Source organism: Arthrobacter sp. AL12 (genome assembly GCF_029960645.1).
GTDB lineage: Bacteria > Actinomycetota > Actinomycetes > Actinomycetales > Micrococcaceae > Arthrobacter.
Map to the genome: position 1 here is coordinate 217,194 of NZ_JASBQY010000002.1, position 12,798 is coordinate 229,991.

10 protein-coding genes are annotated in these 12,798 nt (G+C 68.4%); 4 read left to right on the forward strand and 6 right to left on the reverse strand.

The genetic code is table 11. From position 1 onward, the window contains the following. Window positions 1-11: 11 nt before the first annotated feature. Window positions 12-1,427 (reverse strand): glucose-1-phosphate adenylyltransferase, encoded by a 1,416-nt coding sequence (glgC, locus tag QK291_RS03790; RefSeq protein ID WP_282379485.1) that lies wholly within the window; start codon window positions 1,425-1,427, stop codon window positions 12-14. Window positions 1,428-1,524: 97 nt separating this feature from the next. Between glgC and glgA the strand changes: the two genes are divergently transcribed. Continuing rightward, entirely contained in the window at window positions 1,525-2,730 is a 1,206-nt protein-coding gene (glgA, locus tag QK291_RS03795; RefSeq protein WP_282379275.1) for a glycogen synthase, read from the forward strand. A 96-nt stretch (window positions 2,731-2,826) separates the two neighbouring features. On the opposite strand, the gene QK291_RS03800 is transcribed toward glgA, so the two are convergent. Both QK291_RS03800 and QK291_RS03805 read right to left on the reverse strand, forming a co-directional pair. Further along, window positions 2,827-4,971 carry an acyl-CoA dehydrogenase gene (locus QK291_RS03800; RefSeq protein ID WP_282379276.1) on the reverse strand — a complete coding sequence of 715 codons (2,145 nt, stop codon included), beginning with the start codon at window positions 4,969-4,971 and terminating at the stop codon, window positions 2,827-2,829. Then, window positions 4,968-5,687 carry a TetR/AcrR family transcriptional regulator gene (locus QK291_RS03805; protein ID WP_282379487.1) on the reverse strand — a complete coding sequence of 240 codons (720 nt, stop codon included), beginning with the start codon at window positions 5,685-5,687 and terminating at the stop codon, window positions 4,968-4,970. Before QK291_RS03805 ends, QK291_RS03800 begins: the two co-directional genes overlap by 4 nt. A gap of 142 nt (window positions 5,688-5,829) precedes the next feature. On the opposite strand from QK291_RS03805, the gene QK291_RS03810 reads away from it, so the two are divergent. From QK291_RS03810 to QK291_RS03820, 3 genes are read left to right on the forward strand one after another with little or no spacing between them, the layout of a single operon-like run. Next, on the forward strand, window positions 5,830-7,257 hold the full coding sequence (locus tag QK291_RS03810) for an acetyl-CoA C-acetyltransferase (protein ID WP_282379278.1): 1,428 nt from the start codon (window positions 5,830-5,832) through the stop codon (window positions 7,255-7,257). Window positions 7,258-7,266: 9 nt separating this feature from the next. Continuing rightward, window positions 7,267-8,622 carry a 3-oxoacyl-ACP reductase gene (locus QK291_RS03815; protein ID WP_282379280.1) on the forward strand — a complete coding sequence of 452 codons (1,356 nt, stop codon included), beginning with the start codon at window positions 7,267-7,269 and terminating at the stop codon, window positions 8,620-8,622. Then, window positions 8,619-9,530 carry a MaoC/PaaZ C-terminal domain-containing protein gene (locus QK291_RS03820; protein WP_282379282.1) on the forward strand — a complete coding sequence of 304 codons (912 nt, stop codon included), beginning with the start codon at window positions 8,619-8,621 and terminating at the stop codon, window positions 9,528-9,530. Before QK291_RS03815 ends, QK291_RS03820 begins: the two co-directional genes overlap by 4 nt. A gap of 6 nt (window positions 9,531-9,536) precedes the next feature. Here the strand turns inward: QK291_RS03820 and QK291_RS03825 are convergent, their stop codons facing one another. The 3 genes from QK291_RS03825 to QK291_RS03835 form a co-directional block, all read right to left on the reverse strand. Beyond that, the gene (locus QK291_RS03825) at window positions 9,537-10,667 is read right to left on the reverse strand and encodes an aromatic acid exporter family protein (protein ID WP_282379284.1); all 1,131 of its coding nucleotides are present in this window, start codon (window positions 10,665-10,667) and stop codon (window positions 9,537-9,539) included. Between the two features lie 10 nt (window positions 10,668-10,677). After that, a complete protein-coding gene (locus QK291_RS03830; protein ID WP_282379285.1) occupies window positions 10,678-11,286 on the reverse strand; it encodes a hypothetical protein in 609 nt (202 codons plus the stop codon). Window positions 11,287-11,731: 445 nt separating this feature from the next. Further along, entirely contained in the window at window positions 11,732-12,796 is a 1,065-nt protein-coding gene (locus tag QK291_RS03835) for a glutathione S-transferase C-terminal domain-containing protein (RefSeq protein WP_282379286.1), read from the reverse strand. Window positions 12,797-12,798: the final 2 nt, after the last annotated feature.

Consider the following 12,798-nt stretch of genomic DNA (forward strand, 5'->3'; position numbering starts at 1 on the left):
GCAGTTCAGGCTCAGGGGGCGTTGCTTGCCCGCGGAGCGGTGACGCCGACGGCGGCTGCCTGGACTTCCGCCACCTTGTCCACGGATTCCCGCAGAGCGGGCCAGTGCTCCGTGGCGGCCCTGACCGCGTCCGGCACCAGGATCAGGTTGGCGGCAGACAAGGCGCGTTCCCCTTCGCCGGGCTCCGGGACGACCTGTCCCTTGGACAGCACGGTGATGCCCGAGTCGGTGACCTTGAATCCGCGGGCCCGGTCCAGTTCGGCGTCGAGCCCGATCGCGGCGCCAGCCGGGACCTGGACGTTCTTATCGATGATGGCCCGTTTGACGACGGCGCCCTCACCGATGTTGACCTTGTCCATCAGCACGGAGTCGAGCACCCGGCTGGACGTGCCCACATAGACGTCGTTGGACAGCACGGAGCCTTCCACGATGCCGCCGGAGATCACGGTGCCGCTGGCAACAATCGAATCCAGCGCCGTGCCGACCGTGTTCTTCTGGCCGCGGACGAACTTGGCCGGCGGGGAGATGCTCTGCCGGGTGTAGATCGGCCATTCCGAGTTGTAGAGGTTGAAGACCGGCACGGGCGAGATGAGGTCCATGTGCGCGTCGTAGAACGAGTCGATGGTGCCGACGTCGCGCCAGTAGGTGCGGTCGCGTTCGGTGGAGCCGGGGATCTGGTTCAGGGTGAAGTCGTAGACCCCGGCCTCGCCCTTGTCGACGAAGTAGGGAATGATGTCCCCACCCATGTCGTGCTTGGTGTCCAGCCGTTCGGCGTCGACGTGCAGGGCTTCGACGAGGGCGTCGGCGTTGAAGACGTAGTTGCCCATAGAGGCGAGGAACTGGGAGGGGTCGGCGGCCAGTCCCGGTGTGGAGGACGGCTTCTCGACGAAGGCCGCGATCTTCTCCGGGTTGTCCTGGTCCACTTCGATCACACCGAACTGGTCCGCCATGTGCAGCGGCTGGCGGACGGCCGCGACGGTGGCCTTGGCGCCGCTGGCGACGTGCTGGTCCACCATCTGGGCGAAGTCCATCCGGTACACGTGGTCTGCGCCCACGACGACGACGATGTCGGGTTTGGCGTCATGGATGAGGTTCAGGGACTGGTAGATGGCGTTGGCGCTGCCGAGGAACCAGCTTTTGCCCACGCGCTGCTGTGCGGGGACCGAGGCGATGTAGTTGCCCAGCTGCGTGGACATCCGCCAGGTTTCGGAAATATGGCGGTCCAGGCTGTGCGACTTGTACTGCGTCAGGACGACGATCTGCAAATAGCGCGAATTGACCAGGTTCGACAAGGCAAAGTCAATGAGCCGGTAACTTCCGGCAAACGGGACGCCGGGTTTAGCCCGGTCCGCCGTCAATGGCATGAGCCGGTTTCCCTCGCCACCTGCGAGGACAATGGCGAGAACCTTCTTATTCGGCATGGTGATCGCTCCTGAACGCCTTTAGTACTTCCCCAAAACAGTCCGGCACGCCCGAACGTCTTCACACTAGATCAGTTCCACCGTAACGACTACCTTGGGGTTTGTGCGTATAGACATTGTGACCAAGGAATTCCCGCCCGAAATCTATGGCGGCGCCGGGGTCCACGTGGCCGAGCTCAGCAGGGTGCTCGCCCAGCACGTGGATCTGCAGGTGCGCGCCTTCGGCGCGCCCCGTGAACCGGGGTATCACGGTGCGACGGTGACGTCCTACGCCGTGCCCGAGGATCTCGGCGGGGCGAACGCCGCACTGCAGACCCTGGGGGTGGATTTGCGGATCGTCCCGGACATTGCCGGCGCCGATGTGGTGCACTCGCACACCTGGTACGCCAACATGGCCGGGCACATCGCCTCGCTGCTGCACGGCATTCCGCATGTTCTCAGCGCCCACAGCCTGGAACCGCTGCGTCCGTGGAAGGCCGAGCAGCTCGCCGGCGGCTACGCCCTGTCCTCCTGGGTGGAAAAAACCGCGTACGAGGCAGCGGCCGCGATCATCGCCGTGTCCGAGGGCATGCGCCAGGACATCCTCCGCAGCTACCCCGAGGTGGACCCGGCCAAGGTCAAGGTGGTGCACAACGGCATCGATGTCAGCCAGTGGAACCGGGATGAGGGTGATGACATCATCCGCGGACTCGGCATTGACCCAGAGCGGCCCAGCGTTGTCTTCGTGGGCCGGAACACCCGGCAGAAGGGCGTACCGTACCTCCTGCGGGCCGCCGCCAAGCTCCCGGCCGACGTGCAGCTGGTCCTTTGCCTGGGTGCAGCGGACACTCCGGAACTGGCGGCCGAGACGGCACGCCTGATCGAGGAGCTGCAGAGCCAGCGCAGCGGCGTCATCCTGATCGAGCGGATGCTGCCCCGCAACGAAGTCGTCCAGGTGCTGAGCCACGCGACCGCGTTCGCGTGCCCGTCCATCTACGAGCCGCTGGGCATCGTGAACCTCGAGGCGATGGCCTGCGGCGCCGCCGTTGTGGCCAGCGCCACCGGCGGAATCCCCGAAGTGGTCCGGCACGGCGAGACCGGACTACTGGTTCCGATCGAGCAGGTCACGGACGGTACGGGCATCCCCCTGGACCCGGAGAAATTCGTCACCGACTTCGCCGAGGCGCTTATCGAGGTGGTGTCCAATCCCGAGCGGGCACGCGCCATGGGTGAGGCCGGCCGGCGCCGGGCCGAGGAGCACTTCTCCTGGGAATCCATCACGGAAACCACCCTCGAGGTCTACCGCTCGGTGCTCCCCGCGGGTTCCTGACCCTCGTCAACCGAGGAGCAGACGACGACGGCGCCGCCCCGGCTTAGGGGGCGGCGCCGTCGTCGTCTCCGCCGTCGTCGTCGAATTAAAGCCGGGTCAGGCGCGGGGCGCCCTGGTCCGGTGGCTCTTGCGGGCCAGCAGGATCTTCTCGTCCACCGGGGCATCGCCGCTGGCGCGCTGGGTGCGGAAGTACTCCCGGGCTTCGTCCTGGCGGAGCCTCTCGGCGCCCGTGGCGATCTCGGCGCGGAGGTGCTCGGGGCCGAACCCGAAGGCGTCAACCAGGTCCAGGGCGTGCGGGCGGATCTTCACGAGCAGGCGGTTGATATAGTCGCCCACGGTCCGGGCGCGCTGCATGGAAAGCCGGCCGTTCATCAAATACCACGACAGGTTTTCCTCGATCAGGGACAGCCCGAAGAGGTCGCGCAGCCAGGTCAGGACCTTCCTGGTGCCCGGGTCCGTGACCTTGCCCAGCGCTTCGGTGAAGGCCTCCCATTGGAGCAGCTCGGCGTGCGCCTGCGCAGCTTCGATGAGTTCGTCCTGGTGGCTGTTGAACAGGGCCGCCCCCTGCTGCTGCGGCAGCTTGTTGGCTCCCTTGAGCGCCGTGCCGACTTCGGCGACCATGGTCTGCACCCGGTCGGTCAGCAGCGCGCGCTGGCTCGCCTCGTCCTTGATCGCGATGGCAGCCTTCTGCACTGACCCGGAATCGGCCATGAACTGCGCGACACCGCGCAGTCCGGTCCGGTGGATGGCGGCACCGGTGGCCTGGCCGACCACGTAGCGGGCCAGCACGCCGAAGTTCACCGTCCGGAATTCCTTGGCGTAGTCGGCCAGCAGCCGCTTGGCGACCAACTGCAGCAGGACCGTGTTGTCACCTTCGAAGGTGGCGTACACGTCGAGGTCGGCGCGGAGCGAGGCAAAGCGGTTCTCGATCAGGAAGCCGGCGCCGCCGCAGGCTTCGCGGCATTCCTGCAGGGTGTCGAGTGCGTGCCAGGTGCTCAGCGGCTTGAGCGCCGCGGCGAGGGTTTCCAGGTCCTGGCGGTCCTCGTCCGTGTCAGCCCGGCCGGAGAAGACGTCGTCGAACTTCTCCAGCAGCTGTTCGCTGGCGAAGCTCGCGGCGTAGGTGGTGGCGAGCCGGGTGAACAGCCGGCGCTGGTGCCGCTGGTAGTCCAGCAGGACCTCCTCCTCCGTGGGCGAGGAGGCGTTGAACTGGCGGCGTTCGGAGGCGTACTGGATGGCGGTCTTCAGGGCCAGCTTGGACGCGGTGACGGCGGCGCCGTCGAGCGAGACCCGGCCCTGGACCAGGGTGCCGAGCATCGTGAAGAAACGGCGCCCCGGGCTCGCGATAGGCGAACTGTAGGTGCCGTCGGCGTCGACGTTGCCGTAGCGGTTGAGCAGGTTTGCCCGCGGGATCCGGACCTGGGTGAAGTGCAGCCGGCCGTTGTCGATGCCGTTCAGGCCGCCCTTGACGCCGTCGTCCTCGCCGTCGATACCCGGCAGGAATTCCTTGGTCGTCGGGTCACGAAGCTCCACGTAGAAGGCGTGCACACCGTGGTTGACGCCGCTGGTGATGAGCTGGGCGAAGACGACGGCGGCCAGGCCGTCGATCGCCGCGTTGCCGATGTAGTCCTTCCACGCCGCGCGGAACGGCGTGTGCACCACGAACTCCTCGGTGGCGGCGTCATAGGTGGCGGTGGTGGCGATGCTGGCGACGTCCGAGCCGTGGCCGGTCTCGGTCATGGCGAAGCAACCGGGAATGTCCAGGCTCATGATGCCCGGCAGCCATTTCTTGTGGTGTTCCCCGGTGCCGAGGTGGTTCACCGCGGAACCGAACAGGCCCCACTGCACGCCGGCCTTAATCTGCAGCGAGGGGTCGGCGATCACGAGCTCCTGGAACCCGGCCACGTTGCCGCCGTGTTCATCCGCGCCGCCGAGCTCCACCGGGAAGGCGCGGTGCACGGCACCGTTCTCCACGAGGATCTTGAGCTGGCCGAAAACCCGCTCGCGGTGCTCCGTGTGGGGCATGCCCTCAGTCTTGTGGAGTTCCGGGCGGCCCGCGAGCTCCCGTGCGGCACGGCGCGTGTCGGACCACTTCCCCAGGAGCAGCTCTTCCAGCGCGGCAACGTCGACGGCGGGGGCCGCGGCAGCCGTCGCGCCGGGCGTGGCCACCGGGCGGGGGGATGCCGGTTTCTTGGCACGGACGGTGGTAGGGGAGCCCGCGGGGCGGTCGGCTAGGTCGGTCATGTCGATTCCTTCGTTGGTTCTGACAAGGTCGGTGCTGAGGTCGGTGCTGACGTTGGCGCTGAATCTGGTACTGAGGCCGGCGGTGCCGTCCGCAGTTCGGGGGCGATGCCGAGGCACAGCCAGTCGGTGATCTGTCGCGCCATGGCCGCCTGGTCGGGTTTGGCCGGGGACGCCGGGCTGGCCAGCCACTGTTCGCCGGCGTTCCGGACGAGGCCGATGGCCGCGTTCGGCCAGTAGCCGATCACGGCCTCGCGCCCGGCCGAGTCGCCAAGGTGGCTGCGCATGGGCCGGGCGATCATGTCGCTGATCGCCGCGAAGAAATGGCCGAGGGCACCTGCGGTGGCGATGGTGCCGCTCGTGGTGTCGCCGGGGGTGTACCGCGTGACGAAGGTGTACACACTGGGGCTGGTTTCGGCCATCTGCAGATACGCGGAGACCATCGCCAGCAGGCCCTCGCGGGGTGTCTGGGCGCTCTGGGCGGCCTCCTGGATGCGGCGCTGCATCTGGCTCAGAACGACTTCGCCGACGGCCTGCTGGAGCCCGGCCTTGTCCCCGAAGTAGCGGTAGAACACGGACTTGGAGGTACCTGCTGCGGCGGCAATGTCCTCCATGGAGGCATCACTGCCCAGCCGGTGCACGGCCCTGCGGGCCGATTTGATCAGCTCCCGGCGGCGTTCTTCGCGGTGTGACTGCCAGCGCGAGGCGCGGCCGTCCACGGCGCCGCCACCGGCACCGCCACCGGCACCGGCGGGGCCAGCCGCGCTGTCGCCGGGAAGGTCACTCTGGGGGATGTTCACGATACCCAGCGTATCAGGTACGCTGGGTATCGGTAACCGCTTTGATCAAAGGAGACAGCCCATGTCCGTCAACGGACAGTCCGCACCCGGACCAAAGGAATCAACCACCCCGGCGACGCCCGGGGCCGTCACGTCAGCCGGCTCCCCTTCAGCGGAAAGCCCCGCCGCAGAACCGACTGGGCGGACAGTGCCGCGGCTGCGCCAGGCGGTCATCGTTGGCGGCAACCGGATTCCCTTTGCCCGAACCGGGGGCGCCTACGCCAAGTCCTCCAACCAGGACATGCTCACCGCAGCCCTGGACGGGCTCATCGCCCGGTTCGGGCTGCAGGATGAACGAATCGGCGAGGTTGCCGCCGGCGCGGTGCTCAAGCACTCCCGCGACTTCAACCTGACGCGTGAAGCGGTGCTGGGCTCCGCACTGTCCGCCGAGACCCCCGCCTATGACGTGCAGCAGGCCTGCGCCACCGGGCTGGAAACGGTCCTCGGGCTCGCCAACAAGATCAAGCTCGGCCAGATCGACTCGGCGATCGCCGGCGGCGTCGACTCCGCCTCGGACGCGCCCATCGCCGTGAGCGAGGGCCTGCGCGAAGTGCTCCTTGACCTGAACCGTGCCAAGACGCTGCCGCAGCGGCTGCAGGTCCTGAGCCGGCTCCGGCCCAAGGACCTCGCCCCGGACGCCCCCAACACGGGCGAACCGCGCACCGGCCTGTCCATGGGGGAACACCAGGCCCTCACCACGGCGCAGTGGAAGGTCACCCGGGATGCGCAGGATGAACTGGCCTTCAACAGCCACCGCAACCTCGCCGCTGCCTACGATGCCGGCTTCTTCGATGACCTGCTCACCCCCTACCGGGGCCTGACCCGGGACTCCAACCTGCGGGCCGACACCAGCCTGGAGAAGCTCGCCACCCTCAAGCCCGTTTTCGGCAAGAACCTGGGTTCCGCGGCCACCATGACGGCCGGCAACTCCACCCCGCTGACCGACGGCGCCTCCACGGTGCTGCTCGCGGCCGAGGACTGGGCCGACGCCCATGATCTGCCCAAGCTGGCCACCGTCGTCGACGGCGAGGCGGCCGCGGTCGACTTCGTTCACGGCAAGGACGGCCTGCTGATGGCTCCGGCCTTCGCAGTGCCGCGGCTTCTGGCCCGCAATGGGCTCAGCCTTGACGACATTGACTTCTTCGAGATCCATGAGGCCTTCGCCGGTACCGTCCTGAGTACCCTGGCCGCGTGGGAGGACGAGGAATTCGGCCGCACGCGGCTCGGCCTGGACGGGGCCTTCGGCAGCATCGACCGGTCCAAGCTCAACGTCAACGGCTCCTCCCTCGCGGCCGGCCACCCCTTCGCAGCCACCGGGGGCCGGATCGTTGCCTCGCTCGCGAAAATGCTGCACGCCAAGGGCCACGTTGACGGCCGCCCGGCCCGCGGGCTCATCTCCATCTGCGCCGCCGGCGGCCAGGGCGTCGTCGCTATTCTTGAAGCACTCTAGGGGGATCCGATGACCGACAAATACACCCAATTCGTGAGCCAGGGCCCGGGAAGGGACCTTGCCAGGAAACTCGGGCTGCCCCAGCCGGTGGTATTGCGCCGACACCAGCCGGGAGAGCCGCTCGTGGGCGGGCCGGTCCTGGTCCAGGGAGGCGGCAGCGGCGCCGACGCGCTGGCCTCGACACTCCTGTCCTGGGACCTCGATGTGCGCCGCCATGCGGTGCCCAAGGAGAAGCTCGGCGCGATCATCCTGGTACTGGATGAACTGGGCGGTCCGGAGGACCTGGCAAAGCCGGTGCTGACCGCAGCCACGTCCCTCCGGGACCTGGCAGCCAATGCCCGCGTCATCACCGTCTCCCGCGCGGCGGCGGATGCTGCGAGTCCAGCCACCGCTGACCCGGCCGCCGCGGCCGCACGCCAGGGCGTGGACGGGCTCCTCCGCTCACTGGCCAAGGAGCTCCGCGCCGGTGCCACCGCCAACGGCATCCTGCTCTCCGGCGGCGCCGGCACCACCAGCCCCAGCACCCTTGGCGCGCTCCGCTTCTTCCTCTCCGGCCGGTCCGCATTTGTCGACGGGCAGTTCCTCACCGTCAGCTCCGCCGAGGGGCAGCTGCCGGCCGAAGCCGAGAAGCCGCTGGCGGGGAAGGTCGCCGTCGTGACCGGGGCCGCGCGCGGAATCGGCGCCGCCATTGCGCGCACCCTCTACCGGGACGGCGCCACGCTCGTCGTCGTCGACATCCCGGCCGCCGGTGACCACCTCGCTGCCGTGGCCAACGAGGTGCACGGCACCGCCCTGCAGCTGGACATCAGCCACGAGGCCGCCGGGCAGCGGATCATCGACCACGCCGTGGAACGTCACGGGCGCCTGGACATCGTGATCCACAACGCCGGCATCACCCGGGACAAGCTGCTCGCCAACATGGACCAGGGCCGCTGGAACTCGGTGATAGCGGTGAACATTGCCGCGCAGCTGCGGATCAACGAGGCCCTGCTGGCCTCTGAGCATTTCCGGAGCTCCCCGCGGATCGTCTCCGTCGCCTCCACCAGCGGCATCGCCGGCAACCGCGGCCAGACCAACTATGCCGCCTCCAAGGGCGGGGTGATGGGTATGGTCCGGGCCACGGCTCCGCTGATCGGCAGGCACGGCGGCTCCATCAACGCCGTGGCGCCGGGCTTCATCGAGACGGAGATGACGGCGAAGATCCCCTTCGCCACCCGCGAGATCGCCCGCCGGCTGAACTCCCTGCAGCAGGGCGGCCAGCCGGGCGACGTCGCCGAGGCCATCGCGTTCCTGGCCAGCGACGCGGCCGGGGGCATCTCCGGTGAGGTCCTGCGCGTCTGCGGGCAGAACCTGGTGGGGGCATGACCCTTTCGCAGCCCCTCATCCTGGGGGAGATGCCGTCGCTGTCCAAGCTCTACGTCAATGCGGCGGCCACCGCCGCCCGCCGCCGGGTGCTCGGCACCCAGGCCGGCGACGGGCTCCCGGGGGCACGGCACGAGGTCCGCGGCGTCAGGGCGTCGGTGGACAACCTCACGGCGTACCAGCACCTGATCGGCGAGACCGCGAGCGATGTGCTGCCGGCCGGCTTCATCCATGCGCTGACGTTCCCGCTGGCCATGAGCGTGATGAACCGGGATGACTTTCCGCTGCCGCTGCTGGGCATGATCCACCTGGAAAACAAGGTGGTGCAGTCCGCGCCCCTCCGGTTCACCGAGGCGCTGGACATCCAGGCCTGGGCGGAGAACCTGCGCGGGCACCGGGCCGGCACCGAGCTGGATCTCGTCGCGGAGGTGCGCCGGGCAGGGGAGGACACCGTGAGCTGGCGCGGTGTCTCCAGTTACCTGGCAAAGGGCGTGTTCCTGCCGGGGATCGACAAGCCCACGGCCGCGACGGCCGCGGCGGAATTCTCGGCGCCGGATCCCACCGGGCTGTGGCAGCTCGGCGTCGACACGGGGCGCGCCTACGCCGCAGTGTCCGGCGATTTCAACCCGATCCACCTGAGCGTGCTCTCGGCCAAGGCGCTGGGCCTGCGCCGCTCGATTGCGCACGGCATGTACCTCGCGTCCAGGGCCCTGGCGGATGTGGGGGCCGCCAAGGGCGATGCCTTCAGCTGGGATGTGGCCTTCGAGGCGCCGGTATTCCTGCCGGCCCGCGTGGCACTGGATATCAGTACGGGCCAGGACACTGCCGGGGCGTGGCGGCGGTCGGACTATGTGGCCTGGAATTCACGGTCCGGGCGCAAGCACTTCAGCGGATCGGTGGCCGCGCTTTAAGCCGCCCTAAGCCCGGTCGGCGGAGTTCTTCACCACGCGCAGCATCCGGTGCAGGCTCATCAGGATCGATTCGACGGCGCTGGGGGCGTCGGTGGCTGTCTCCTCGGCGCCAACGCGTGCTGTCAGGCCCCTGACGGCGGCGTCGGCTTCTTCGCTCAGCTCCGACTGCCGGTCCGGGTTCGACTTCTCGACCGACTCCAGGACGTGGCCGACGGCGGCCAGGGAGTCGGCGAGCGGCGCAGCGAATTCATCCGGCACCACAAAGGGGGTGTCTTTGGCCCAGATGACATCCGAGAGCACCTGCGTCACGTCCTGGACGTGGAACGTGATCCGTTCCAGGTCCCGGAGGTTGCGGTAGTCCAGCTCGATGTCCCGCGGATGGAGCCGTCGCCGGGGGTTGGCCCGCCGGCTGGCGTCCGCCTTCTCTACGGCCACCCGGACGGCGCGCGCTGACGTTTCGAGGGCGCCGGAGCGCTGGGACCAGTCCTCGTGTTCCGGCGGCCAGCTCTCCTTCAGCGCCTTGGCCATGTCCCAGAGCTGCTGGGCGAGCGCGAGGCGCAGTTCGGCGATGCTGAGCTCGGCGGCGCGGAAGTGCAGCGGGGGGAACACCAGCAGATTCACCAGGATGCCCACCGTGACCCCGGCCGCCATCTGCAGGAGGTAGCCGAAGGAGAACTGGTCCGGATTGTGGCCGCCGACCAGCAGGACCAGAAGGGCCGCCGTCGGGATCCAGTCCCGGCCAGCGCCGATCTTCGGTAGTCCGGCCAGGACGACGCCGAAAGCCATCACGACACCGACTGTCAGCGGCGTCGGACTGCCGAGGATGAACAGCACAAAGGCCAGCCCCACTCCGATCGCGAGCCCCGCGAGCGTCTGCACCCCCTGCTTCATGGAACCGGCGACGTTCTCGTACATCGCCACCAGCGCACCCAGCGGGGCGTAATAGGGGTAGTCGGCCGCGGAGCCGGGCATGAACGGGGCGATTGCGAAGGCAATGCCCGCGGCCAGTCCTGCCTTGAGGGCCAGTTGCAGCCGCGGCCACAGCAGCGCCGAGCGGACGTTGCCGGTCACGATCCGCCAGAGCCGCCGGGGGAGGGAGGGGCCGCCGGTGTGCGTGGCCTGGTCTGTAGTTGTCATCCGGCTCACCTTAGGGCGGGGACGTTGCTGCGACAACTGGACGAACCCCGGCCTGCAGAAGAAGTATGACTGCACTCTTCACACCACTGATGTTGTCGAACGGCTCGGACTCCTCGTGCCATGCATCGCGGAGGAGGAGGACAAACCTGTTCGGCCGGCCGAGTTGGCAGCCTGGATCAACATCGAGGCCGAGAACGAACCTGGCATAGCGGAACATGGCTGGCTGGTGGAACTGGACGACGAGGTCGGTCTGCTCGTTCGCCCCGATCACGACGACCTGGCGGACCTGTTGGGAGAGCAGGTCGGTGTCCGCTCGGTTGTCCAGCCCGATCGGGAAGTATTCGCCGTTGACGCTCCCCGGTTGTGTGACGATGGACTGTGGGCAGCCGTTATGCAGGCCGTCGCTGCTGCCAACAGGAGGGCCAATGGCCCGCACCCGGCAGGTCAGGCGGGCACCCCGGCTGGAGACAGCGACGCCCCGCCCGCCCCGGCGCCCACGGCGCAGACAACACAGACGGCACAGTTGGTGGAACCCCCCGAAGACGACGACCTGTGCCGGCTGGTCTCGGGGGACGCGGCCAGTGACGGCCGGAGAGTTCAAATATGGGTCAATCGTCATGGCATCCTCATCCTGCCCGCCGGGACCATCCCTCACCGCCCCTTGGACGACAGCGAGAACCCACACTTTCAGCGCGCCACCGTTGCGACGGTTCGTGCAGTCGGCCTGGCAATGCGCCATGCAGGGAGATGGATCCCCTGTTCCTCCCTCAGCAAGCTCCGGCTTCGCCGGCCCGGGCTCGTGCGACGCCGGTGGACAGCCACCGTCGTCGAACAGAGCAGCGCACCGGTCCCGCTGAGCCGGCACGGAACCCGTCCCCACGCACTGTTGTTCTGGGGGTACGTCGTTGCCCGGTGCGGCCTCGGCCGAGTGGACGGACTGCCCTTAAAAGGGGACCGCTCGGTAAGCGGGGAACGTTGGTCGTATACAGGATGCCTCACACCTACCGCGGCCGAATCGTCCTCCGCGCCATCGCCAAATGGCCCATAGTATTGGGAGACATGCCTTAGTCCGCCCCGTGTCCCCGGGCAACTTCCTCCCCGGCCCGGACCGGCCCGGGCGGCGTTCCCCCGCCGAAAGGACGTCCGCCGAGGGCCTCGCGGCCGTGGGCGGTCAGCCAGTTGCCGAGCTCCGGGCCTGCCGGAACGATCCCGGTGGGGTTGATGTCCTCGTGGACGAGGTAATAGTGCTGCTTGATCTGCACGAAGTCGGTGGTGTCGCCGAACCCCGGGGTCTGGAACAGGTCGCGGGCGTAGGCCCACAGTGCCGGCATCTCGCTGAGTTTCTGGCGGTTGCACTTGAAATGACCGTGGTAGACGGCGTCGAACCGCGCCAGGGTCGTGAAGAGCCGGACATCGGCCTCGGTGATCGTGTCTCCCACGAGGTACCGCTGCCCGCTGAGCCGCTCCTCCAGCCAGTCCAGGGCGGTCCAGAGCCGGCCGTAGGCGGCATCATAGGCTTCCTGGCTGCCGGCGAACCCGCAGCGGTATACGCCGTTGTTCACTTCGGTGAAGACCCGCTGGTTCACCGCGTCGATCTCCCCGCGCAGCGCCTCCGGGTAGAGGTCCGGGGCGCCCGGGCGGTGGTGCTCGGTCCACTCAGTCGCGAAGTCGAGGGTGATCTGCGGGAAGTTGTTGGTCACCACCTGGCCGCTGGCGACGTCGACGATGGCCGGCACGGTGATGCCGCGGGGATAGTCCGGGAACCGGAGGAAGTAGGACTCCTGGATCCGTTCCACGCCGAGCACCGGATCCCTGCCGTCCGGGTCAAGGTCAAAGTTCCAAGAGCGTGCATCATGGGTGGGGCCGGGCTGGCCGAGGGAAATGGCGTCCTCGAGGCCGAGCAGCCGCCGCACGATCACGGTCCGGTTGGCCCACGGGCAGGCGCGCGCCGCGACCAGCCGGTAGCGTCCCGGCTCCACCGGCCAGCCGGACTCGCCGTTCCGGCCGGGGGCGCCGTCGCGGGTGATCCGGTCCTCGATGTAGTTCGTGTCGCGGGTGAACTCCGCACCTCCGGTGACGTAGGCACCTCTGGTGCTGAATCCCGCGCTGCCCGTGTCTATTGTGCTCATGG

What these genes read in the sequence shown, in the direction of transcription:
- QK291_RS03800 (WP_282379276.1), bottom strand. Translation starts at nt 4,971, where the DNA reads ATGACCGACCTAGCCGACCGCCCCGCGGGCTCCCCTACCACCGTCCGT.
- QK291_RS03810 (WP_282379278.1), top strand. Translation starts at nt 5,830, where the DNA reads ATGTCCGTCAACGGACAGTCCGCACCCGGACCAAAGGAATCAACCACC.
- QK291_RS03815 (WP_282379280.1), top strand. Translation starts at nt 7,267, where the DNA reads ATGACCGACAAATACACCCAATTCGTGAGCCAGGGCCCGGGAAGGGAC.
- QK291_RS03820 (WP_282379282.1), top strand. Translation starts at nt 8,619, where the DNA reads ATGACCCTTTCGCAGCCCCTCATCCTGGGGGAGATGCCGTCGCTGTCC.
- QK291_RS03825 (WP_282379284.1), bottom strand. Translation starts at nt 10,667, where the DNA reads ATGACAACTACAGACCAGGCCACGCACACCGGCGGCCCCTCCCTCCCC.
- QK291_RS03830 (WP_282379285.1), bottom strand. Translation starts at nt 11,286, where the DNA reads ATGACGATTGACCCATATTTGAACTCTCCGGCCGTCACTGGCCGCGTC.
- QK291_RS03835 (WP_282379286.1), bottom strand. Translation starts at nt 12,796, where the DNA reads ATGAGCACAATAGACACGGGCAGCGCGGGATTCAGCACCAGAGGTGCC.